Origin of the sequence: Saccharomonospora marina XMU15 (assembly GCF_000244955.1) — a bacterium.
Lineage (GTDB): Bacteria > Actinomycetota > Actinomycetes > Mycobacteriales > Pseudonocardiaceae > Saccharomonospora_A > Saccharomonospora_A marina.
Window position 1 is genome coordinate 5,185,282 of sequence record NZ_CM001439.1, and the last position, 23,933, is coordinate 5,209,214.

Consider the following 23,933-nt stretch of genomic DNA (forward strand, 5'->3'; position numbering starts at 1 on the left):
GCCCACACCTCCGAAAGAACCGACGCAACGTCAGGTAACCCTGTGCGACCGTACCGCTGCGTCGGAACCATGCAAATCCGCGTGCGGCTGGTCGGGCCCGACATGCCGCCGGGCCCGACCACCGTCACTCACGCGTTGGTGGACTGCTCCGCGGGCGTCTGCGTCATCACACTGCCGCGCCGCTTCGAGACCACGATGGCAACCACGATCACGGCGACGGCGACCAGCGAGATCGCCAGCCTGACACCCACCGAGGCATCCGGCCCGACCGTGAACTGCACAACCGCCGGTGCGATCAGCAGCGAAACCAGGTTCATCACCTTCAGCAGTGGGTTGATCGCCGGGCCCGCAGTGTCCTTGAACGGGTCACCGACGGTGTCACCGATGACCGTCGCGGCGTGGGCCTCGGAGTTCTTGCCGCCGTGATGGCCGTCCTCGACCAGCTTCTTCGCGTTGTCCCACGCGCCACCGGAGTTGGCGAGGAACACCGCCATCAGCATGCCGGTCGCGATCGCGCCGCCGAGGTAGCCCGCCAACGCGCCCGTACCGAGGCCGAAGCCGACCGCGATGGGCGCGAACACGGCGAGCAGGCCGGGGGTGGCCAGCTCCCGCAGCGAGTCCCGGGTGACGATGTCGACGACCTTGCCGTACTCGGGGCGGGTGGTGCCCTCCATGATTCCGGGGATGTCGCGGAACTGACGGCGGACCTCGTAGACGACCGCACCCGCGGCCCTGGAGACCGCATTGATGGCCAGCCCGGAGAACAGGAACACCACGGCCGCACCGATCACGACGCCGACGAGTGTGTTCGGCTCGATGATCCGGTCGACGAAGGAGTCGCCCACCTCGCCGAGCGAGGCGTTGACGTCCGCGAGCGCCCGCATGATCGCGTCGGAGTAGGAACCGAACAGCGCGGTCGCCGCCAGCACCGCCGTCGAGATCGCGATGCCCTTGGTGATCGCCTTCGTTGTGTTGCCGACCGCGTCGAGCTCGGTGAGGATCTGCACGCCCTCGCCCTCTTCGAGGTCGCCGGACATCTCGGCGATGCCCTGCGCGTTGTCGGAGACCGGGCCGAAGGTGTCCATCGCGACGATCACGCCCACCGTGGTGAGCAGGCCGGTACCCGCGAGCGCGACGGCGAACAACGCGACCGCGCCGCCGAGCAGGTAGGCGCCGTACACGGCGGCACCCACCACGAGCGCGGTGAACACGGCCGACTCGAAGCCGACGGAGATACCCGAAAGGATGACAGTGGCCGCACCGGTCTCCGAGGTCTTGCCGACGTCCTTGACCGGCTTGTGTTCAGTGCCGGTGTAGTAGCCGGTGAGCCACAGGATCACGCCCGCCAGAGCGATACCGATGATCACCGACACGGTGGCGATGACAGCCGGGTTGCCCTCTGCGCCGTCGAAGGAGTCGGGCAGGAACACGAACGCGGCGATCGCCGACAGCACCGCCGAGATGACCGCGGAGATGTAGAACGAGCGGTTGATCGTGGTCAGGCCGCTCTCGCCCGCCCTCGCCCTGGTGATGTAGATACCGATCACGGCGGTGATGACACCGATCGCCGGGATGATGAGCGGGAAGACCAACCCGGCACCCGAGGCGCTGAAGGCCGCACTGCCCAGGATGAGCGCCGCCACCAGCGTGACCGCGTAGGACTCGAACAGGTCGGCCGCCATGCCGGCGCAGTCACCCACGTTGTCACCGACGTTGTCCGCGATGGTCGCCGCGTTGCGCGGGTCGTCCTCGGGGATGTTCTGCTCGACCTTGCCGACAAGGTCGGCGCCGACGTCGGCGGCCTTGGTGAAGATCCCGCCACCGACCCTCATGAACATCGCGATCAGCGCCGCGCCGAAGCCGAAGCCCTCGAGCACCTTGGGGGCCTGACCGGTGTAGACGAGCACCACCACCGACGCACCGAAGAGGCCCAGCCCCACGGTGAACATGCCGACAACCCCACCGGTGCGGAACGCGATCCGCATCGCCTTTTCCCGACCGCCGGACTCGCGCGCTGCCGCGGCCACCCGCACGTTGGCCCTGGTCGCGAGCCACATGCCCAGATAACCGATGGAGAACGAGAAGATGGCGCCGATGAGGAAGAACACCGAACGCCCGATGGCCTCGTTCCAGTCATCGGCAGGAAGTGCGAACAGCAGAAGGAACACGATCACGCCGAAGATGGCGAGCGTTTTCCGCTGCCGGTTGAGATAGGCAGCCGCGCCTTCCTGCACCGCCTTCGCGATCTCCTGCATCTTCTCGGTGCCCTGGCCTGCCGCCAGCACCTCTCTGAGCAGGAAATACCCGATGACCAGTGCTGCAAGGGCGACCACGGCGACCACGGCCACGATGCCGTAGTCACCTCCGGAGAGCTCGATCGAGCTCTCCGCGAGGAAGTGCCGGGACATTCGTCCTCCTGGTAACGTCGCCTGTTGCCAGCGCCGGTGCGGGCTGACCACTGTGCCGACGCTGACATTGGGATCTACACCACTAAAGGTGTGGTTCGGCGAAGTCTATTGGTACTGCAACTGCGCACGGCAAGCCGTCCCACGCCGGACACGAAGGACACCCGTGTGAATCCGCTCACCTCGGGTGATTCGCGACGCTGTCGGTGCCGTGTGCGAAGCTCGAGTCCGTGATGGTCGAGGTTTTCGCTGGGTTCGCCGCACGCGAGCGCTCCACCAGGGAAACCGCGCCCGCCAAGTCGCAGAAAGCGCCGGCCGCGGGCGTACGCCCAGGTGCTCGCGGAACCCCTCGTGTGGCGACCCCTTCGGGCAGGTACACCCGACCCAGCGCGCCCGGTACGGCTGCCGTGTCCATGCTCACTGCGACGACGTCACTCCGTGTGGTAGGGCCGCTCGCTGTGCGTGCTGGGAGTCCCGCCCGAGCCGACATCGACACCGGCCTTGCCGCCGACGAGGCGGCATCCGGATCACGGGACGGCCCACGATGAGCGGGCCGCGCCTGCGGGGACTGACGGCCGAGCAGTTGCTGAGCCGGGTGACGGCGGGAATACCTGACGAGCGCAATCCGATCACCCACGTCGCTCGTCTGCCCGAACGCCTGCCGCGCCATGCGAGCTGGCCCGAGTGGGCGTGCGCCGACGTCGTGGAGGCGCTTCGGCGCAGCGGGGTGCAACGCCCATGGACGCACCAGGTGGAGGCCGCCTCACTCGCCTGGTCCGGCCACGATGTCGTGATCTCCACCGGTACCGCGTCGGGCAAGTCGATGGCCTACCAACTGCCCGTGCTGTCGAGCCTGCTGAGCGATCCGAAAGCCACCGCGTTGTATCTGGCGCCCACCAAGGCACTGGGCGCCGACCAGCTGCGCTCCGTCCGATCCATGGGTCTCGACGGCGTGCGCCCAGCCTCCTACGACGGTGACACGCCGGTGCCGGAACGGAACTGGGTTCGCGACCATGCCAGGTGGGTGTTCACCAACCCGGACATGCTGCATCGTGGCGTGCTCTCGGCCCACGCCCGCTGGGCAAGGTTCTTCCGCAAGCTCACCTACGTCGTCGTCGACGAGTGCCACGGCTACCGTGGCGTGTTCGGCTCGCATGTGGCGCTGCTGCTGCGCAGGCTTCGCCGTGTCGCGCGGCACTACGGGGCAGACCCTGTCTTCGTGCTCGCTTCCGCGACCACCGCCCAACCCGCCGAGTTCGCCGCCCGGCTCACCGGCGCGCCTACCGCTGCCGTGGTGGACGACGCCTCGCCTCGCGGTGCCAGGACCGTGGCGTTGTGGGAACCACCGCTGCTGGACGAACTCTCGGGTGAGAACGGCGCGCCGGTTCGGCGCTCGGCGGGCGCGGAAGCTGCCCGGATTCTGGCCGAACTGGTCGTCGAGGGAGCACGCACGTTGGCGTTCGTCCGGTCCAGGCGTGGTGCGGAGCTGACCGCGCTGGGTGCCAAACGAATACTGACCGAAGTGGATGCCGAACTCAGCGGGCGGGTCGCCGCATACCGTGCGGGCTACCTTCCTGAGGAGCGAAGGGCTCTGGAGGCAGCGCTGCTGTCCGGTGAACTGCTCGGCGTTGCCACGACCAACGCACTGGAACTCGGCGTGGACATCGCGGGGCTGGATGCGGTGGTGCTGGCCGGATATCCGGGCACTCTGGCTTCGTTTTGGCAGCAGTCGGGCAGGGCCGGACGAGCAGGCGCCGACGCGCTCGTGTTGTTCGTCGCCCGGGACGACCCGCTGGACACCTACCTGGTGCACCATCCTTCTGCGCTGCTGGAGCGGCCGGTGGAGACGACGGTGCTGGATCCGGCCAATCCTTACGTGCTGGCTCCGCAACTCGCGTGCGCCGCCGCCGAACTGCCGCTGAGAGCCGAGGAACTGGACGCGTTCGGCGGTGACGTGGCCAGGGAGGTGGTCGACGGCCTCGTGGCCGATCGAATGCTGCGCCGGCGCCCGAGTGGCTGGTACTGGACCTCGCGGAACCGTCCACAACACGAGGTGGATATCAGGGGCTCAGGCGGCGAGCAGGTCGCGGTCGTGGAGGCCGACACCTCCAGACTGTTGGGCACAGTCGACCCTGGCGGGGCGTGTCACACGGTGCATCCCGGGGCGGTGTACCTGCACCAGGGATCGTCGTACGTGGTGGACGAACTCGACCTCGAAAGCGGGCTGGCGCTGGTGCACGCCGAGGACCCGGAATGGAACACCTCTGCCCGTGAAGTGGTGGACATCGCCGTACTGGACACCGTCCACAAGCAGGCCTACGACGGCGTGACGGTCGGCCTCGGCGAGGTGGCAGTGACCTCACAGGTAGTCGGCTACCTGCGCCGACTGCCGTCGGGCGAAGTCATCGACCACGTGCCGCTGGACCTACCCGAACGTGTGCTGCGCACCCGCGCTGTCTGGTACACGATCAGCGACGCCCTGTTGAGCGCTGACTGCAGGGCACCGGGGTGCGCCGGTCTTGAACCGGCGCGCATCCCCGGCGCCCTGCATGCCGCCGAGCACGCGGCGATAGGCCTGCTACCACTGTTCGCGACGTGCGACCGTTGGGACATCGGCGGGGTATCCACCGCATTGCACGCCGACACCGGGGAGGCAACGGTGTTCGTGCACGATGGGCATCCCGGGGGTGCGGGATTCGCCGACCGCGGATTCTCCGCGCTCGCCCCGTGGTTGGCCGCGACGCGGGAGGCCATCATCGCCTGTGCGTGCCCGGCTGGGTGCCCGTCCTGCGTTCAGTCGCCCAAGTGCGGGAACGGCAACGAACCGCTGGACAAGGCAGGAGCTGTGACCGTACTGGACATCGTGCTCGGGGCGCTGAACGGCGGCGAGGCCCGGCACGGTCACTCCGTGGCTCATGCTGCCGAGGACCCCGCCGCGAAGACCGGCTGAGCGGTAGGCTGCTCGGCCGACTCCCCCAGCAAAGCTCGCACCAGCACGTTGTGCACGGTTGCTGCAGCGGGAAGGCGCCAGCCCCAGATCTCCGGCTTGACACGCCAATGCACCACGCCGTGCTCGAACGGGGTCGGCGGGAGCGGGATCCAGCTTCCCTCGCCGTGCCACCTGACGTCGTCGTGTTCCGCCAGAATCCCTGGCACACCTTCGGCCGACGTGGTCAGGAACAACCACCTGCCGTTCGGCATCGCCACGATCGGGGCGGGCTGTCCAGTGGCGCGCAGCAGCTTGGCCGCCCGCTTGCCGAGCCTGCCGTCCACCTCGACGGCGTCCACCATCGTGCCCGTTGCCACCAGCAGGCTGTAGGGCCTGCCGGTCCACCACGCCGCGACCTGCTGCGGGTGAGCACCGAGCCGCTGCCGCCAGTCCTCGTGTGCCGGCGTCGGCATGGCCCACTCTGCGGTCGACCGCGAACTGTCACCGCTTTCCGGGTATGTACCTGGGAGCACCGGCCAGCCTCGCCACGCCAACCCGATCGCCTCCGCCCGTAGTTCGATGCGAAAGGCGCCGCGCCAACTGTCCGGCCACTCCGTGTCCAACATGTCTTTCTCGAGCCTCCTCAAAACCCTCCACCGCCTCTGCTGCGGTGCACACTTCACTTAACGGCAAGTTGCAGGCTGACCAACAGCACCGCTCGACAACCGGTAATCACTGGACGACGAGTGAGCATGAACACAACGGCCGGGCTGAAACAGCCTTGTCGATCATCGTCGCTGTGACCGGTCCCGGCTGCCGACGGCTTGCGTCGCCCAGCCTTTGGCCGTGTCGCACACCTGCGCCGATGTGGCGCTGTTGTATTGGACGGACGGAACCGATGCCGCTCACCGCACACGAACGACCGCTGCTCGCCGAGCATCGCTCCGTCCGACCGGTCAGTAAGTTCGTCTCATCTGTAGGTGTCGTCACCGCCCACCGGTCCGGCCCTTGCCCGTCCGGTTGCCGGGCCGAACGGCTGGACCGGGCCCAGCACGGCCAACTCGACCACCACGAGCGCGTCCCACCCGTCGAGCCGGCATTCCGTCAGCACACCACGCATCCGCTCGGCGATGCGCTGAGCGTGCGCGCAGGCTTGCGCGACACCACGATCGGCATGCCCCGCAGCCGCCAGTGCGGCCAGGTCGGCCGTACCACCTGCCCGATGCCGCGCCAACATCGCCCCACCGAGCAGCCAAACCGCATACGCCACGACGACGAGGCCCATGACCGCGACAGCGGCCCAAACCGTCGCCATTCCCTCGTCCCGAGGACGGCTACCGGCCCGCATCGCCCATCCCCTGCATCCCTGGTTCGGCCTCCGCATGCGCCTCTGCCCGAACATCGACACCTGGCAGCAGGCCACCGGCCGCGCCCGCGCGCACAGTGACAGCGATGTCCCGACCCCGGCGCTCGACATCCAACTCCGCCCCATCAGGGGCCAGCCGCCGCACGGCTTCCTCGGCCTGCACTCGATCACCACGCGAGAGCATCCGCGCCGCTTCACTCGCCGCGTCGGCGCAACGCATATGGTCGGTCGCTGCGGCGACCCCGCTCAGGGCAGCCCCGAAGACCAGTACGAGTGAACACAGCGCCACGGCGCCTTCAACCGTGACCGCGCCCCGGTCTCGCTGGTGGAAACGGCAGCCAACCCGAGCGACACGCGGCACCGTGAACCACATCAGAACTCCACGGACAAAGCGCGTTCGACCAGAGACGTCAGCGCGGAGGTGATCGAGTCGCCCGTCACGATGCCGTACAACACCGCGGCCAACGCCGCGGCCGCGATCGTGCCGATGGCGTACTCAGCGGTACTCATGCCCTTGTCCGGACCGTCGAGAGCGTGAACGCGTGCCACGGCACGCCGCAACAGTGTCTTCGGTGTCTTGAGTTGGGTCATGGGAGTTCCTTTCTCTTCTGTTGATGCGAATGGCAGTGTCGGCTCAAAGCCGCCAGATCAGGTGATGTCAAGCCCCGTCGCGAGCCCGATCACCACCGGCAGCACGCCCAGACACAGGAACGCGGGCAGGAAGCACAAGCCGAGCGGAGCCGTGATCAGCACCCCCGCACGTTGTGCCTGCGCCTCCGCCTCATCGGCCACGGCAGCTCTCACCCGCTGGGCGAGCGCGGCGGCAGCTCCGGACAGTGCGCTGCCCGATCGAGCCGTTCGAGTAGCCGCGCGGGCCAACTCAGCCGTGGCCTGACACTTCCTCACCGGTTCCCACGCCTGCGCCGGTTCCGCACCGAGCGCGAGCAACTCGGCGGTGGAAAGAAGTGCGGCAGCCACCGGTGCGGGGGCGGTACTCGCCACTGCCCGCACCGACGCCGGGACCGCAAGCCCAGCCGAGAGGCATGCGGCGAGCAGGTCAGCCGTCATCGCGATCCGCAAACGGTCGGTGCCGCTGAGCCCGCTCGCGCTCCTCGCACGAGTGACGAATCGCAGCAGGCCGAAGGTCACCATGCCCGAGGGGACGGCGAGGATCAGGCTCGTGACGGATGCCCCCAGAGCGGCCGTCAAAGTGGCAACAGCCGCACCTGCCACAGCGGCGCGCCCCGCCGGTGTACGTAACTGTGCCAGTACGTCGCTGCGCCATCGGCTGTGGTGAGTGGGCGACACGCGGCGCAGCCTGCGCACCGCCTGCGCACGTACGAGCAGGACCGCGACACCGAGCAGTGCGGCAGCGAGAGCCGGGCGGGTCATCGCGCGAGCACCCGCGCGGTGAGCGCGGCGCTCCAGACAACACCGGCGAACACCAGAAGCGCCCCGGCGACCAGCAGCACCTGTCCGACTGGCGTCGACGACAGCACTCGTACCGGTTGGGCGCCCATGGCCTCACCGAGGGCGACACCTGCAAGTGGCAGTGCCGCGAGTACTGCGGCGCTGGCTCGTGGCCCGGCCAGCTTCGCGTCGACCTGCCTGGCCAACCGCACCACAGCTTCGGCGTCCCGCCGCACGGCTTCCAATACGCCCGCCAGCGGAAGCCCATGTCGACGAGCAAGAACCCAGCAATGGACCAATTGCCCGAGGACTTCGTCGGCGATGCCGTTGCGGCACTGGAAATCGGTATCAGGGTTCGGTTCGCCGCCGTGGCGTTCTGCCGCGGCGACGGTACGCAATATGATCGCGGTCCGCTGCGAGGACTCCATGGCCACCGACTCCGCGGCCACTGCGGGGTGCACCCCGGCCCGCAGTTCGTCCCCGAGCGCACCCACCGCCTCGGCAACCCCCGCCGTTGCCGCCACCGCAGCCTGTGTCCGCCTCTGTGCCCGGCGGTGCCACCAGGCCGCTCCCGCGAGCAGTCCGAGAGCGACCGGCACGGCGATGCCGAGCACAGCGACGCCGCATCCCATTGCCAGCACCACCGAGGCCGGCAGTGTGATTCGTCGCCGACCGGAGAGCATGCCGACCCGGCGCAACGGCCGGGATCTCGACGACAGGCGAGCAAGCCTTCGGGCCGCAAGGGATGCCGGCCAACACAGCAGACCAAGCGCGACCATCAGCAGTGACGCTGTCAGCACGAAGCCTCACCACCCCTCGCGGCAAGGACGACACCGCGCGCGGCGAGCAGGTCGGTGAGTGCGGTGGCATGCTCGGCCGGCCCTTCTGGGCGCCACGCGGGATCGACACGGACACCGCCGCTGTCGCGACGGACGACCCCCACCTCCGCCAGTACCCGGCCGCCACCGGCTCGCCTTCGCATGTGCAGCACGACATGTAGGGCGGGGGCGAGTTGGCTGTGTAACGCGCTCCTGGAGAGCCCGCCGAGGGCGGCCAGCGCCTCGAGCCTGGCCGGCACCTCGCTGGGTGAGTTCGCGTGCAGCGTGCCCGAACCACCTTCGTGCCCGGTATTGAGCGCGTTCAGCAGTTCGCAGACTTCCTGTCCTCTGACCTCTCCGACGACGAGCCGGTCGGGGCGCATGCGCAGGGCCTGCCGCACGAGTTCTCGCTGCGTTACCTCTCCGGCTCCCTCGATGTTCGGTGGACGCGCCAGCAGGCGAACGAACTGCGGGTGAGCCGGTTGGAGTTCCCCGACATCTTCCACACAAACGATTCGTTCGTCCGGCGCGACCTCTCCGAGCAGGGCAGCGAGCAGTGTGCTCTTGCCCGAACCCGTGGAACCGGTGACGAGGAAGGCCAGCCTCGCTGCCACGACGCCGCGCAACAATGCAAGGCCGTCCGCGCCGACGGTGCCCATGCGGGCCAGTGAGCGAAGATCGTGTGCTGCCGGCCGCAGCACCCTCAACGAGATGCAGGTTCCCTGCGCGGCGATCGGCGGAAGGATCGCATGCAGCCGAACTCGCCCATGCGAACCCGCGCCGGGGAGCCAGCCATCGACGAACGGCTGCGCATCATCGAGTCTGCGGCCTGCGGCCAACGCCAGTCGCTGCGCGAGCCTGCGGACAGCTTCGTCGTCGGGGAAGCGAACATCGGTACGGTGCAACCCGTCCGCATCCTCAAGCCACACTTCGTCCGGCGCCGTGACGAGAACATCGGATACGCCGGGTCGCATCAGCAGTGGCTCCAGCGGACCCGCTCCGACGAACTCCTGCCGCAGCAGTTTGAGCGCGTCGAGCACATCGAGTTGACCGGCGACCCCGCCCGACTCGGCGCGAACCGCTTCGGCGACCGAAGTCGGATCCGTACCTGCCCCCGAGTCGGCAAGCCGTCTGCGGACTCGTTCGACCAGTTCGGTACTCAAGCTTCCTCACCCCGTTCGACCGGCCTTGCGGTAGGCAGTTTGTTCCAGTTCGCCGGTCCCGCTGACCACGATGGCTGGTGAAAGCACTCCGGAACACAGTCGACTCGATGGCCTGTGGACAACCGGACCGATGTGGACAACTTGCCGAGGACATCGCTGAAGCCGCGACGGTGGGCAGCAACTAGACGTCCGTTTCCTGCCGGTGCCAGTACCCGGTCAGGACAGAGGATGGTTGCCATGAACGAAATCGCGAAGCAGAAGGTCGCTCTGGTCACCGGCGGCGGCAAGGGGATAGGCGCTGCCGTCGCGCTACGACTGGCCGCAGAGGGGACCGACGTCGCGCTGACCTACCGCAGCAGCCAAGAACAGGCGCACACAGTCGCGAAGAAGGTAGAAGCAATGGGTCGTCGTGCGCTCGTGCTACACGCGGACAGTGTCGATCTCGCCGCCGTCGAATCCGCAGTGGACACCACTGCCGGAACGCTCGGCGGACTCGACATCCTTGTCAACAACGCGGCGGTGTTCACCATGGCTTCCGTTGCCGAGTTGGAGCTGGCCGACTTCGAACGCACCATGGCCGTGAACGTCCGAGCCCCGTTCGCGGCGGCGAAGGCCGCTGTACGGCACCTGCCGCGCGGTGGCAGGATCATCAATATCGGCAGCAATGTGTCGCAGCGGGCGCCGTTTCCTGGGCTGTGGGCCTACTCGACGAGCAAATCCGCGCTCATCGGCATGACAAGGGCACTGGCGCGGGAACTGGGTCCTCGTGCGATCACCGTCAACCTGGTAAATCCTGGCCCTACGGACACCGACAGCAATCCGGCCGACGGGCCGAATGCCGACGCCATTGCCGCCCTCACCGCACTGGGTCGCTTCGCCGAACCAGAAGAGATCGCCGCCGCGGTCTCCTACCTCGCGGGCGAGGGCGGCAGCTACGTCACCGGCGCCGCGATCGATGTGGACGGCGGTTTCAACGGCTGACGGGCGTCCGACGCCGCCGCACCGTCCGCAGCACAGCGCACCTCGCCGAGCGCTCGCAGGACGGTGCGGGCGGCGGTGCCGAGCGCACCACGCGGCCGAGGATTGAACACCCCACGATCCAAGGAATGGGACAGCCCGCGCTCGGAACTCATCCAGCACAACAGTGGCACGCCGACCGCGGCTGCCACGTCGGCACCGGTGAGACCTTCGGGCGCTGGGCCGCGGGCGAGCACCCGGGTGTGCACGGCGCTCTCGTTCAATTGGGACAACACCCGCCTCGCCGCGACACAGGCGCGGACTTCGGCGGGAACGACGATCACCACGAGATCAGCGCGTCGGATGGCCTCCTGCGCGGCGGCCTGCCCCAACTGCCGGGGCAGGTCGCACACCACAACCCTGCCGGCTCGCCGTCCGGCTTCGACCACCGCCGCGACAGCGCCGGGCGTGGGACCCGGGCCATCACGATCACAGGACAGTAGGGACAGCGTGCCCTCTCCTCGACGCGCTCGTGGCAGCGCCGACTCGAGTTCGGCGATCGACACTCGTCCTGCCGAAACCCGTAGACCCGGCCAGCGCAACCCGGCGTCGCTCTCAGCGCCGAGGAGAAGGTCGACGCCGCCACCGAGCGGATCGCAGTCGAGTAGCAGTGCCTTGCCACGCTGTCTCGACACCGAGATCGCCACGCTCGCGGCCAGCACCGAGGCACCGGCACCGCCCCTGCCGCCGACGACGGCGAGCACCTGCCCGCGCCTGGCACTGGGTCGCTCCGCGGCATCAGCGAGCGCGGCCACCAACCCTGCCTCACCCTGCGCGAGTACGACGACGTCGTCGGCTCCGAGTTCGAAGGCCAGTCGCCAGACGGACCCGGTGGGCGGGGCATTGCAGATCAGCAAGACTCCCGCGCGGCGCGGCAGTTCCCCACGGCGGCGAGTGGCCGCCGCCTCGTCAACGAGAACGACAGGTGCGCTCGCCCACAGGTGGCCGGCCTCGCCGAGATCGGCCACATGGTCGACCTCGCAGCTTGCGGCTGCCGCCAACCGCAGGATCTCTTCGCGCACGGCCTCGTCGTGTGCCACGACGAGCGGGTGGTTGTCGGCCATCGCATCTCCCAGCGGCTCGGTGTTCGACACCACGATCACCAGCAGACGCTCGACGCCACAACGGGTCTTCCCGACACCTGTGGACAGGCCACCCCTTGTGGACAACCACCGGCGGCCGAGTGAGGGACGGCCCCCGCCAGGGGGAGGAACGGGGGCCGCCAGTGTTCAGTCCCGGGGGTCGGACTGAACGGCCGGAGTTACACCGGACCCCTCAACTGTAACCCCAGCCGCGCATTCGCCTGCGCGGCACATCTTCCAGCGCTTTCCGGCGCCGAGCGGCGGCCGTTGCCGAGCTAGATCACCTATCGTGGGGTCGTGGCCGACCGCAGCGACGTAACCCAAGCCCGTGCACCGTCCGGGGTAGCAGCGTTCTTCGATCTCGACAAGACGATCATCGCTTCCTCCAGCGCCCTGGCGTTCAGCAAGCCGTTCCTACGGCAAGGGCTGATAAACCGGCGCGCGGCACTCAAGAGCGCCTACGCGCAGCTCGTCTTCGCGCTTTCCGGCGCAGACGCGGACAGAACGGAACGGCTGCGAGCCGAGATCTCCTCGCTGTGTGCCGGCTGGGATGTCGAGCAGGTCAGGTCGGTCGTCAACGAGACACTGCACGACGTCGTGGCACCTCTCGTCTATGCGGAGGCCGCCGAACTGATCGAACAGCACAAGGCCTCCGGTCACGACGTGATCGTGCTGTCCGCCACCGGCGAGGAAGTGGTCACCCCGATCGCCGAGATGCTCGGTACCACTCACAGCATGGGTAGCCGGATGCGAATCGTGGAAGGACGCTACTCCGGCGACCTCGATTTCTACTGCTACGGCGAGCACAAGGCGATCGCGGCGCGGCAGCTCGCCTCCGAGCGCGGGTACGACCTGGCGTCCTGCCACGCGTACAGCGACTCCAGCACCGATCTGCCGCTGCTGGAGGTCGTCGGAAACCCGCACGTGGTGAACCCTGACCGGACCCTACGCAAGCTTGCCGCCGAGCGGGGTTGGCCGGTGCACTCGTTCAGCAACCCGGTGTCCTTGCGCGCGCGACTACCGTCACCGTCTGCCACGGCCGTCGCCGTGGGCCTGGGAATGGGTGCGGTGGCGGCGGGAGCGACGTTGTACGGACTGTCCCGCCGCAAGCGCAGGGACTGAGCGATCGGCGTACCTGTCACATCTGGAAGGCCAAAATACCTGGTTGCGACCGAGGAGGCAGGGCTTGCCGACTCTGTAACGGTGCACCCGGTCGCGCCCTTGAAGTGATGGCCGTCACTGAGCTACAAAGAAGGTGCGGACGTCTTGTCGGCCAGGGAGCAGGCGGAGGAGAAGCCTGCTTCACCCCGAAAGACCTCCGTGCGCGGACGTCGGGTACCCACGCGGAGCTCGCCGCGGGAGGCTTGTCGTCAAGGGTCTGCGCATCGGGACGCCGGGCGCCGAGACCCAACAACCGACGACACGAATTGCACGCTTGGTCGCCCGAACAGTTCGCGCTAACTGGCGGCGCCCGTCGATCCTCGATCGGCGGGCGCCGCGGTGTTCGCTCCCGGAACCAACCAACGGCCACTGCGGCCCTCCGCTGACGGCGAACATCGTTGACCACACCCTGACACGTTAGTAGCTTTCCGGTATCTGCACGCTCTCGTGATAAATCCACGGGAGCGATCAGCTGGGAGGCTGCCGTTGACCACCGTTACCGCTCGGCCGTGGAGAAACCGTGCCGTCGTGCTGGCCGTACTACTCGCCATGACAGGTTCCCACGCAATGCCTCGGGCAGTCGCCGTCCATGAAGCCACGGCTGAAGACCGCGACGGAACAGCAGCGGGCGGCGACTGGGTGGAGCGGACGCTACGTGGCATGAGCCTCGAGGAGAAGGTCGGCCAACTGTTCGTCGTGGATGTGTGGGGAAAGTCGGCCAACGAGGCGCATCCTGAGAACGAACGACGATACGCGGTCGAAACGCCCGCCGAGGTGGTGCGCCGCTATCACGTAGGTGGCGTCGTCTATTTCAACCATTCCGGCACCGACAACGTGGAGGACCCAGCACAGGTCGCGAGGTTGTCGAACGGCCTGCAACGCGCCGCGCTCTCCTCAGCAAAGCACATCCCCTTGCTGGTAGCCGTCGATCAGGAAGGTGGCAGGGTGACGCGCATCGCCGAGCCCGCCACCCAGTACCCGAGTGCGATGGCACTCGGTGCGACCCGTGACGTGTCCGGCGCCCGTACCGTAGCCACGATCAGCGGCAATGAACTGCGCGCCATGGGCATCACCCAGAACTTCGCCCCGACCGCCGACGTCAACTCCAACCCGTTGAATCCGATCATCGGTTCCCGGTCGTTTTCCTCGGACCCCGACCTGGCCGCGCGGTTCGTGGCCGCGCAGGTCGAGGGTTATCAGCACGCGGAAAGGCTCACCGAGACCGTGTCGGCCGCGGCCAAGCACTTTCCGGGCCACGGGGACGCCGGGACCGACAGCCACACGGGGCTGCCCCGGATCGACCGCACGGAGGCGCAGTGGCGAGCAACGGACCTACCACCGTTTCGAGCAGCCGTCGACGCGGGCGTCGATGCCATCATGACCGCTCACATCAGCGTGCCCAGCCTCGATCCTTCGGGAGAGCCTGCCACGCTCTCAAAGCCGATCATGACAGGGCTGCTTCGTGAAGAACTGGCCTACGACGGGGTCGTGGTCACCGATTCGCTGCGGATGCGGGGTGTGCGCCAGCTGCACCCCGACACGGAGATCCCGGTGCTCGCGCTCGAGGCAGGTGTCGATCAGATGTTGATGCCGCCCGACCTTCCGCTTGCGATCGACAGCGTGCTCGCCGCGGTGCGGGACGGTCGACTGACCGAGGGCCGCATCGACACCAGCGTGCGACGCATACTCGAACTGAAACACAGCCGCGGCATCGTCGCGAAGCCGCTCGTCGACGAGCGGGCGGTGACCGACAAGGTGGGAACACCCCGCAACCTGGACAGCGTCCAGCGTGTCACGGACGGCGCCCCGACCGTGCTCCGCGACGAGGCGGGCCTGCTACCGGTCGAGCGCGATTCCGAACGGCTGCTCGTCACCGGGTGGAACCGACCCGAGTATCCGGGCTATCCGGCCGAGCCGGTGCACACGCTCGCCCGGAGCCTGGGGACGACGGCGGAGGCGCTGGCGACCGGCACCGATCCGGACGCAGCGACGGTGACCCGCGCGGTGAATGCGGCTCGCGGCGCGGACGTCGTGGTCGTGCTGACCAACGACCTGCGCGCAAGCCCCGGTCAACGTGACCTCGTGAGCCGCCTGCTCACGACAGGCAAACCCGTGATGGCGGTGGCGGTACGAGAGCCCTACGACGCGGGCTACGCCGATGTGCCGACGTGGGTGGCCACCTACGACTGGCGCGCGGTGTCCATGCGATCGCTGGCGAAGTTGCTGCTGGGTGACCGGTCGCCGACCGGCAGGCTCCCGGTGAGTGTGCCGCAAGGGCAGAACCCCGATACCGTCCTTTATCCCTACGGCCATGGACTGACCTGGTGAGCATCAACAGAAGGCTGTTCCTCGCCGCCGGTGCGTTCGCCAGCCCGGTGCTGACGGCCGCTTCCCCGCTCGCGAGCGCGCGGCCGGAGCCCAAGCGTCGCGCAAGTGTCGCTACCGGTGCTGACATCCTCGCGGCACAAGGTTGGCGACGGCTGTCCGGGCGAAGAACCGGCGTACTTTCCAATCCGACCGGTGTGCTGTCCAATCAGGACCACATCGTCGACTCGCTCGTCGAGGCCGGTCTTGCCCCGGTGGCGGTGTTCGGGCCCGAGCACGGATTCCGGGGCAGCGCGCAAGCCGGCGGCTCCGAGGGCGACTACACGGACCCACGCACCGGGGTACCGGTGTACGACGTCTACGGCGCCGACGCGGGGAAGCTGGCGAGACTGCTGCGAACGGCACGTGTGGAAACACTGGTGTTCGACATCGCGGACGTGGGTGCGCGCTCCTACACCTACATCTGGTCGATGTACACGGCCATGGTGGCGGCCGCCCGTACCGGAGCGTCGTTGCTGGTGCTCGACCGGCCCAACCCGGTGGGAGGCGCGGCATACGGGCCGATGCTCGACCCGGCCTACAGCTCGGGCGTCGGCAGGAATCCGATCGTACAGCAGCACGGCATGACCGTCGGCGAGTTGGCCCGACACTTCAACGGCGAGTTCCTGCCCGCCGACGGAGGTCGGCCGACCGAGTTGGACGTGATCGAGATGCGTGGCTGGCGCCGGGATCTGCTGTTCGCCGACACCGGTCTGGTGTGGACACCGCCCAGCCCGAACATGCCCACTCCCGACACCGCCCTCGTTTACCCGGGAACCTGCCTGTTCGAGGGCACGTTGCTTTCCGAGGGCAGGGGTACGACCCGCCCGTTCGAGATCGTCGGCGCCCCCGGTATCGACTGGCGCTGGCGGGAAGCGCTGGAATCGCAGAACCTGCCGGGCGCGGCGTTCCGGGAGACCTACTTCGTGCCCACGCATCACAAGTTCAGCGGACAGACCTGCGGTGGCGTGCAGGTCATGGTCACGCGTCCGGGCAGCTTCGACGCGATCCGGACAGCCGTGGCCATGCTGGTGACAGCGCGGCGGCTGTACCCGGAGGTGTTCGGCTGGCGCGAGGACCGCTTCATCGACAAGCTGACCGGTTCCGACCGCGTCAGAACCATGGTGGACGCAGGTGCGGACACCGACGAGATCGTCGAATCCTGGCGCGACGAGCTCGCCCAGTTCCGACGGACTCGCCGACCGTACCTGCTGTACCGGTGAGAGGGGGCTACATGGCGGCGCCGAGGGGGAGAATCGCGGTACTGGTCGCACTCATGGCCCTGTTGGGAGCGACGGCGATGGCCTCGACGAACCCTGCGAGCGGGCGGTTCGACATCCCCAGGGAAGGGTTCGCACCCGCCTCGACGATGCTACGTGAGACCACACCGGAACAGGCCGGTCTCGATCCGGCACCGATCACCGCCACCGCCCAGCACCTCTCCGACTGGACGCGACCGAACGCGGTGGAAGGACATCCACTGTTCGCAGGGGCCGTGGCAATGCTGGTGCACGACGGAAAGATAGTCGCTACCCATGCGACGGGGAGCGCGGTTCGCTACGCCGACGGCAGTGGCACCGAGTTGCCGAGGGAGCAGCAGGTCCCGATGCGGCCCGACACCATCTTCGATCTCGCTTCGGTGACCAAACTGTTCACCTCCATCGCGGTGCTGCAACTGGTCGAGCGCGACCAGGTGGAACTGGATGCGCCGGTGGCGCGGTACCTGCCGGAGTTCGGCGTGAACGGTAAAGCGGCCATCACCGTGCGGCAACTGCTCACCCACACCTCCGGACTCGAACCCTTCCTGCCGTTGTGGCGCGACTGGCCCGACAAGGCATCCCGGATCAGCGCGGTGATGCGGGTACGCCCGCAGTCGCCTCCCGGTACCGACTACACCTACTCCGACCTGAACCTGATCACGCTTGGGGTGCTCGTCGAACGGTTGACCGGCTCGTCGCTGGACGCGGTGATCGCTGCACGAATCACCGGGCCACTGGGCATGGCCGACACCGGCTTCAACCCGCCCGCACACAAGGTCCCTCGAATCGCCGCCACAGAGTTCCAGACGGAACCCGAGCGCGGCATGCTCCGCGGCGAGGTACACGACGAGAACGCATGGTCGCTTGGCGGCGTGGCCGGACACGCCGGAATCTTCTCGACCGCCTCCGACCTGGCCGTACTCGGGCAGGCCCTGCTCAACGGCGGAGCTTACGCGGGCGAGCGGATACTGAGCGAGCAATCCGTGCGCGCGATGCTGACCAACCACAACGACCGGTTCCCCGGGGACGCACACGGGCTGGGTTTCGAACTCGACCAGATCTGGTACATGGGTGGGCTGACCTCCCCCCGCACTGCCGGGCACACCGGCTACACCGGCACGTCCCTCGTCATCGACCCGCTGTCTGGCTCCATCGCGATACTGCTCACCAACCGGGTCCACCCCACCCGTTCCTGGGGTTCGGTGAACCCGGCGCGACAGGCGTGGGCGACGGGGCTTTCCCGAGCACTCGCCGTACCGCCTGCTCGTGGGCCGCACGCCTGGTCCAGCGTCATCGGCGACAGCGAGGTGGCAACGCTCACGACACCGGCGCTGACGGTGAGCGACCGTTACACCTCAGCGCGATTCCATGCGTTCGTGGATTCCGAGCCCACCGACCCACTCGTCGTGGAGGCGAGTACTGATGAAGGCCGGACCTGGCGCACCCTCGAAGTGCGGGTGCGGGGCCGTGGATCACCCGACAAAACGGTCAACTCACTGTCCGGTACCGGTCACCGTTCGTGGTGGTCGGCCCGTGTGATGGTTCCCAGGGGCCAGAAAGTCACTCTTCGTTGGCGATTCACCACCGACAGCAGCGACACGGGCCGGGGTGTGTGCATCGACGCAATCCGGATCGCGGATACCGAGCGAGTACTGCTCGACGCGGAGCGCCACCCGGAAACGATCATCACCGACGGGTTTGCCCTGAGCAACGGCTGATTAGTTGCCAAGTTGTTAGGCGATTCAGGTTAACAACCAAGACACGGTTGGCGACTTTCTCAGCAACTACGAAACGCCACGGCCGCGATGTGGAAGGACACTCGCGGGTGTGATTACGCGGGAAGGTGCGGGTAACCTTGTCGGAGATGTCTACGGTTAGTAAGTTTCCCACGGACGTCGCAGATACCGGCGACGTCACCACAGTGGAAGCTGCCGAATCCGCCCCGGCGGCCGCGCACGACAGTGGTTCGCGCGGCACCGACGACTCGACCTCATGGGATGCCGACGCGAGCCCACTCGTGCGCATCCGGTCGCTGCTGCCCGGCCTCGCCAAAGCCGAACAGCGCGTGGCCAACGTCGTACTGGAAGATCCCTCCTCGGTCGCCCGGCGCAGCATCACCGAAGTCGCGCTGGCAGCGCACACGAGCGAGACGACCGTCACGCGGTTCTGCAAGGCGGTCGGCGTGGGCGGCTACCCGCAGTTGCGAATCGCACTCGCTGCCGACACCGCTCGGTCGCAGGCGCGGACGTCTCGTGACCTCGGAGGTGAGATCACAGCGGAAGACGACCTCGCGTCCGTCGTAAGCAAGGTGAGCTTCGCCGACGCCAGAGCCGTCGAGGAGACAGCCGAGCAGCTCGATATCGCCACACTGACGCGAGTCATCGACCTTGTCGCGAACGCGAGCCGTGTCGACGTCTACGGCGTCGGCGCCAGCGCCTTCGTGGCCGCCGACCTGCAACAGAAGCTTCACCGCATCGGCAGGGTGAGCTTCTCCTGGTCCGACACCCACATCATGCTCACCTCGGCGGCCGTGCTGAAAGGAGGCGACATCGCGGTGGGCATCTCCCACACCGGCGCCACGACCGACACCATCGAGGCACTGCGGGTCGCCCGGGAGCACGGGGCGACCACGGTGGCGCTGACCAATTTCCCCCGTTCACCGATCACGGACGTTTCCGACTACGTACTCACCACCGCCGCACGTGAAACGACCTTCCGCTCGGGTGCGACAGCGAGCCGGATCGCCCAACTCACCGTGATCGACTGCCTGTTCATCGGCGTCGCACAGCGGCATCTGGACGAGTCGGTCAGTGCACTCGATGCGACCCGTGACGCGGTGGGTACTCACAGGCTCGGCGTTCGTCCCGACGGCAGGAGGCGCACCAGAGACGCAGGTAAGTAGCAGCCGCCTGCGGCGGGCACGTTCGGAAACCGACGACAGTGAGGCGAATGATGACCGTATCGCGCCACGTGGTGCACGTCGACTCGCCGACGGAGCAGCGCAACCAACGCACGACCGACATCGACCAGTTGCCCACGATCGGCGTTCTGGCCGCTATCAACACCGAGGACCGGGAGGTCCCCGGTGCCGTGCGGGCTGTCTTGCCCGAGCTGGCACGAGCCGTCGACTACGCCACGGAGGCGCTGCGATCCGGTCACCGCGTGCACTACGTGGGAGCAGGCACGTCCGGAAGGTTGGCGGTGCTCGACGCGGCCGAGTTGGCCCCGACGTTCAACGTGCCGCCGGACTGGTTCATCGCCCACCACGCGGGCGGTGAGCGAGCGCTGCGGCATGCGGTCGAGAACGCGGAGGACGACGCGAGCGCGGGAGCCGCCGAGCTGAGTTCCACGGTTTCCGCAGGCGACTTCGTACTGGGCATCACCGCGTCAGGTCGCACCCCATACGTGCTCGGTGCGCTGCAGGGCGCCAAACAACGGGGTGCACGGACCGCACTGGTGTCCGGCAACCCGCGGGCTCCCGCTCCTTCCACCGTCGACGTGTTGATCCCTGTCGACACGGGCGCGGAGGTGATCGCGGGCTCGACGAGGATGAAGGCGGGTACGGCACAGAAGATGGTGCTCACCTCCTTCTCGACGGCCACGATGGTCAAGTTGGGGCGCACCTATTCGAACCTGATGGTCAGCATGCGTGCCACCAACGCGAAACTGCGTGGCCGCACGCTACGCATACTGCACGAGGCCACCGGACTGAGCAGTCAGGTCTGCGACCAGGCGTTGATCGAGGCCGACGGAGACCTCAAGGTCGCGCTGGTGCATCTGCTGTCCGGCGTTGACGTCGCCGACGCGGTGAAGGCGCTGGCGGCCACCGGAGGCCACGTGCGCAACGCACTTGAGTCGCTTTCTGCACACGCGTCCTGAGCGCGGGGGCGCGAACGGTCGGTCACGAGGCCGCCGCATCGGCGATGCCGCGTGCCTCTCTGGCCCCGGCCTCGAAAGCCTCGCAGCAGAACAGCAGCCACGCCCGCACGCCTTCCTCCTCGCCACCGGCGAAGCTATCCGCGGTGGCGCGGTAGATGCGGGACCGCCGCAGGTAGGCGACCTCCGGCACGGTCAGCGCCTTGGGGTCGAACCCGCTGGCGATCATGGTCAGCCGGGAGGCGGCTCGGGCGACGACCCCGTCGGCCGACCCGAACGGGCGCAGTGCCAGCAACTCACCGTGCACCACGGCCGACAGCACCGCCCCCGGCACCGCGGTGGCACCGGTGACCAACTGGGCGAGCAACTCCAGTCGGCGTCCGACCTCGTCGGTGTCGCCGACGCGGGGCCTGCCCAGCGAATCGTGGTCGGCGACCAGATCCGCCGCCGCGAGGACGTGCAGCCTGGCCAGCGCCTGCGCCGGTGCCCGCCGCCACGTCGGAAGCAACGACTCCAGTGCTTCGGCAACCCGCAGTGCCCCCGCCAGGACCGGGTCGGTGACAGCACCCTCTTCGGGAAGCTCCGGCTCGCCTCCCTCGACGGCCGCCGACGCTCTGGCCGCGCGCACGGACGCCTCCGCAGCCGTGGCGGAACCTCCGCGCAGGTTCGCCGGGTGCCGGTGTACGGCGAACACCGAATCCTGTGCGTTCTTGGCCGCCTCGGCTACGCCGGACAGTTCCAGCAGCGGCGCGAGCGGATCGGTCATGTGCCCTGCGGCCGTTCCGTACACCCGACAGCGGGCGAGCCGGCCTGCCGCCGCTGGTTTGCTGCCTCACACCTCATCCAAATCCCTTCGTCACCGGCGCTCCCCTGCCGTACCGGCGAGCATAGGCAGCGCCCGTCGACCGCTTGTCGGCCGCTTGTCGTCAGCGCCTTGTCGGCCGCCGCAACCCGGCTGCAACCTTTTACTTGCCGTACTAACGTCGCTACCGTCGCCGCGGGCGTAGCCACGATTTCGCACATCAGGAGGCTTGCAGCATGACAGAGCAGTCACCGGCACTCGACAACCTGTTGACCGAGAGCCGTACCTTTCCTCCGAGCGAGGAGTTCGCCGCGCGAGCCAACGCGACGCCGGAGTGGTACGCCGAAGCCGAACAGGACAGGGAGGCCTTCTGGGCAAGGCAGGCCGAACGCCTGCACTGGGACACCCGGTGGTCGCAGGTGCTCGACTGGTCACAGGCTCCGTTCGCGAAGTGGTTCGTGGGCGGCAAGCTCAACGTCGCGTACAACTGCGTCGACCGCCACGTGGAGGCAGGTCACGGCGATCAGGTTGCCATTCACTGGGTCGGCGAACCCGGAGACACCCGCGACATCACCTACGCGCAGCTCAAGGACGAGGTCTGCAAGGCGGCGAACGCGCTCACCTCGCTCGGCGTCACGGCGAACGACCGGGTGGCAATCCAGTTGCAGATGATCCCCGAGGCGATCGTCGCGATGCTCGCGTGCGCCAGAATCGGCGCCATGCACAGCGTCGTGTTCGGTGGCTTCTCCCCAACGGCGTTGCGCTCCCGCGTGGACGACGCGCAGGCGAAGGTCGTCATCACCTCGGACGGCCAGTACCGCAGGGGCAAGGCCGCCCCGATGAAGGCGAACGTGGACGAAGCGCTCGCGGGCGCGGAGAGCGTCGAGAAGGTCGTCGTCGTGCGGCGTACCGGCGACGACGTGCCGTGGACGCAAGAACGCGACCTGTGGTGGCACGAGCTGGTCGACCCGCAGCCCGCGGAGCACACCCCGCAGGCCTTCGACTCCGAACACCCGCTGTACATCCTGTACACCTCAGGCACGACGGGTAAGCCGAAGGGCATCCTGCACACCTCGGGCGGCTACCTGGCCCACGTCGCCTACACCCACCACGCCGTCTTCGACCACAAACCTGGCGAGGACGTCTACTGGTGCACCGCGGACATCGGCTGGGTCACCGGACACTCCTACATCGTCTACGGCCCGCTGGCGAACAGGGTGACGCAGGTGGTTTACGAAGGCACCCCGAACACCCCGCACGAAGGCAGGCACTGGGAGATCATCCAGAAGTACAAGGTCTCCATCTACTACACCGCACCGACGCTGATCCGTACCTTCATGAAGTGGGGCAACGAGATCCCGGCGAAGTACGACCTGTCCTCGCTTCGCGTACTCGGGTCCGTGGGGGAGCCGATCAACCCAGAGGCATGGATGTGGTACCGCGAACACATCGGCGGAAACCGCTGCCCGGTGGTGGACACCTGGTGGCAGACCGAGACCGGCGGGATCATGATCTCCCCGCTGCCCGGTGTCACACACGCCAAACCGGGCTCGGCACAGCGGCCACTGCCGGGAATCTCGGCCAAGGTCGTGGACGACACCGGTACCGAGGTGGGCAAAGGCGGCGGTGGCTACCTCGTCCTCGACAAGCCATGGCCGGGCATGCTGCGCGGAATCTGGGGCGACGACGAGCGGTACAAGGAAACCTACTGGTCACGCTTCGCCGAGCAGGGCTTCTACTTCGCCGGTGACGGCGCCAAGTACGACGCCGACGGCGACATCTGGCTGCTGGGCCGGGTGGACGACGTGATGAACGTCTCGGGACACCGCATCTCCACCACCGAGGTGGAGTCCGCGCTGGTCTCGCACCCGACCGTCGCGGAGGCGGCCGTGGTGGGCGCGACCGACCCCACCACGGGGCAGGGCATCGTCGCCTTCGTCATCCTGCGCGGCGGGGTCGCCGAGGACGAAGCGGGCGGCACCGAGGCGATTCAGGCGCTGCGCAACCATGTCGCGAAGGAAATCGGACCGATCGCCAAGCCACGCCAGATCATGGTCGTGCCGGAGTTGCCGAAGACCCGTTCCGGCAAGATCATGCGGCGGCTGCTGCGTGACGTCGCCGAGAACCGGGAGATCGGTGATGTGACCACCCTGGCGGACAGTTCGGTGATGGACCTGATCTCCAGCGGCCTGCGATCGGGCAAGGGCGAGGAGTAGCAAGACACGAAGAAAGGGCGGCCTCCACCCTGCTCGTGGTGGAGGCCGCCCTTCGTATGACCGTG

19 protein-coding genes are annotated in these 23,933 nt (G+C 68.0%); 9 read left to right on the forward strand and 10 right to left on the reverse strand.

Going from position 1 to position 23,933, the window contains the following annotated elements; translation table 11 throughout:
- Positions 1–128 precede the first annotated feature (128 nt).
- Positions 129–2,408: a sodium-translocating pyrophosphatase gene (locus SACMADRAFT_RS24520; protein WP_009156556.1), complete on the reverse strand. Its 2,280-nt coding sequence runs from the start codon at positions 2,406–2,408 to the stop codon at positions 129–131.
- A gap of 541 nt (positions 2,409–2,949) precedes the next feature.
- Between SACMADRAFT_RS24520 and SACMADRAFT_RS24530 the strand changes: the two genes are divergently transcribed.
- On the forward strand, positions 2,950–5,355 hold the full coding sequence (locus tag SACMADRAFT_RS24530) for a DEAD/DEAH box helicase (RefSeq protein ID WP_009156557.1): 2,406 nt from the start codon (positions 2,950–2,952) through the stop codon (positions 5,353–5,355).
- On the opposite strand, the gene SACMADRAFT_RS24535 is transcribed toward SACMADRAFT_RS24530, so the two are convergent.
- From SACMADRAFT_RS24535 to SACMADRAFT_RS24565, 7 genes are all read right to left on the reverse strand, one after another.
- Positions 5,319–5,960 carry a bifunctional DNA primase/polymerase gene (locus SACMADRAFT_RS24535; RefSeq protein WP_009156558.1) on the reverse strand — a complete coding sequence of 214 codons (642 nt, stop codon included), beginning with the start codon at positions 5,958–5,960 and terminating at the stop codon, positions 5,319–5,321. The two genes, SACMADRAFT_RS24530 and SACMADRAFT_RS24535, sit on opposite strands and share 37 nt — an antisense overlap.
- A 344-nt stretch (positions 5,961–6,304) precedes the next feature.
- Positions 6,305–6,619 (reverse strand): Rv3654c family TadE-like protein, encoded by a 315-nt coding sequence (locus SACMADRAFT_RS24540; protein ID WP_040925873.1) that lies wholly within the window; start codon positions 6,617–6,619, stop codon positions 6,305–6,307.
- A 49-nt stretch (positions 6,620–6,668) separates the two neighbouring features.
- Positions 6,669–7,073 carry a TadE family type IV pilus minor pilin gene (locus tag SACMADRAFT_RS31060; protein WP_009156560.1) on the reverse strand — a complete coding sequence of 135 codons (405 nt, stop codon included), beginning with the start codon at positions 7,071–7,073 and terminating at the stop codon, positions 6,669–6,671.
- Positions 7,073–7,291, reverse strand: a complete 219-nt coding sequence (locus tag SACMADRAFT_RS24550; RefSeq protein ID WP_009156561.1) for a DUF4244 domain-containing protein — start codon at positions 7,289–7,291, stop codon at positions 7,073–7,075. The genes SACMADRAFT_RS31060 and SACMADRAFT_RS24550 overlap by 1 nt, the downstream gene beginning before the upstream one ends.
- Positions 7,292–7,348: 57 nt before the next feature.
- A complete protein-coding gene (locus SACMADRAFT_RS24555) occupies positions 7,349–8,092 on the reverse strand; it encodes a type II secretion system F family protein (RefSeq protein ID WP_009156562.1) in 744 nt (247 codons plus the stop codon).
- Entirely contained in the window at positions 8,089–8,889 is an 801-nt protein-coding gene (locus tag SACMADRAFT_RS24560; RefSeq protein ID WP_332307220.1) for a type II secretion system F family protein, read from the reverse strand. The genes SACMADRAFT_RS24555 and SACMADRAFT_RS24560 overlap by 4 nt, the downstream gene beginning before the upstream one ends.
- 14 nt (positions 8,890–8,903) lie before the next feature.
- The gene (locus SACMADRAFT_RS24565) at positions 8,904–10,091 is read right to left on the reverse strand and encodes a TadA family conjugal transfer-associated ATPase (RefSeq protein ID WP_009156564.1); all 1,188 of its coding nucleotides are present in this window, start codon (positions 10,089–10,091) and stop codon (positions 8,904–8,906) included.
- A 228-nt stretch (positions 10,092–10,319) separates the two neighbouring features.
- Between SACMADRAFT_RS24565 and SACMADRAFT_RS24570 the strand changes: the two genes are divergently transcribed.
- Positions 10,320–11,072 carry an SDR family oxidoreductase gene (locus tag SACMADRAFT_RS24570; protein ID WP_009156565.1) on the forward strand — a complete coding sequence of 251 codons (753 nt, stop codon included), beginning with the start codon at positions 10,320–10,322 and terminating at the stop codon, positions 11,070–11,072.
- On the opposite strand, the gene ssd is transcribed toward SACMADRAFT_RS24570, so the two are convergent.
- Positions 11,024–12,211 carry a septum site-determining protein Ssd gene (gene ssd / locus SACMADRAFT_RS24575; protein WP_009156566.1) on the reverse strand — a complete coding sequence of 396 codons (1,188 nt, stop codon included), beginning with the start codon at positions 12,209–12,211 and terminating at the stop codon, positions 11,024–11,026. The two genes, SACMADRAFT_RS24570 and ssd, sit on opposite strands and share 49 nt — an antisense overlap.
- A gap of 276 nt (positions 12,212–12,487) precedes the next feature.
- Between ssd and SACMADRAFT_RS24580 the strand changes: the two genes are divergently transcribed.
- The 6 genes from SACMADRAFT_RS24580 to murQ all read left to right on the forward strand — a co-directional run bounded on the left by SACMADRAFT_RS24580 (position 12,488) and on the right by murQ (position 20,853).
- The gene (locus SACMADRAFT_RS24580; RefSeq protein ID WP_009156567.1) at positions 12,488–13,312 is read left to right on the forward strand and encodes an HAD-IB family hydrolase; all 825 of its coding nucleotides are present in this window, start codon (positions 12,488–12,490) and stop codon (positions 13,310–13,312) included.
- A gap of 525 nt (positions 13,313–13,837) precedes the next feature.
- A complete protein-coding gene (locus SACMADRAFT_RS24585) occupies positions 13,838–15,679 on the forward strand; it encodes a glycoside hydrolase family 3 protein (RefSeq protein ID WP_009156568.1) in 1,842 nt (613 codons plus the stop codon).
- A complete protein-coding gene (locus tag SACMADRAFT_RS24590) occupies positions 15,676–16,938 on the forward strand; it encodes an exo-beta-N-acetylmuramidase NamZ family protein (protein ID WP_009156569.1) in 1,263 nt (420 codons plus the stop codon). Before SACMADRAFT_RS24585 ends, SACMADRAFT_RS24590 begins: the two co-directional genes overlap by 4 nt.
- Before the next feature lie 11 nt (positions 16,939–16,949).
- Positions 16,950–18,692 carry a serine hydrolase domain-containing protein gene (locus SACMADRAFT_RS24595; RefSeq protein ID WP_009156570.1) on the forward strand — a complete coding sequence of 581 codons (1,743 nt, stop codon included), beginning with the start codon at positions 16,950–16,952 and terminating at the stop codon, positions 18,690–18,692.
- Positions 18,693–18,838: 146 nt separating this feature from the next.
- Positions 18,839–19,876, forward strand: a complete 1,038-nt coding sequence (locus tag SACMADRAFT_RS24600) for a MurR/RpiR family transcriptional regulator (protein ID WP_009156571.1) — start codon at positions 18,839–18,841, stop codon at positions 19,874–19,876.
- Positions 19,877–19,923: 47 nt separating this feature from the next.
- Positions 19,924–20,853, forward strand: a complete 930-nt coding sequence (murQ, locus tag SACMADRAFT_RS24605; RefSeq protein WP_040925876.1) for an N-acetylmuramic acid 6-phosphate etherase — start codon at positions 19,924–19,926, stop codon at positions 20,851–20,853.
- A gap of 22 nt (positions 20,854–20,875) precedes the next feature.
- On the opposite strand, the gene SACMADRAFT_RS24610 is transcribed toward murQ, so the two are convergent.
- Complete coding sequence (locus tag SACMADRAFT_RS24610) at positions 20,876–21,616, reverse strand: Fic family protein (protein WP_009156573.1); 741 nt, start codon at positions 21,614–21,616, stop codon at positions 20,876–20,878.
- A 272-nt stretch (positions 21,617–21,888) separates the two neighbouring features.
- On the opposite strand from SACMADRAFT_RS24610, the gene acs reads away from it, so the two are divergent.
- A complete protein-coding gene (gene acs, locus SACMADRAFT_RS24615; protein ID WP_009156574.1) occupies positions 21,889–23,868 on the forward strand; it encodes an acetate--CoA ligase in 1,980 nt (659 codons plus the stop codon).
- Positions 23,869–23,933 lie beyond the last annotated feature (65 nt).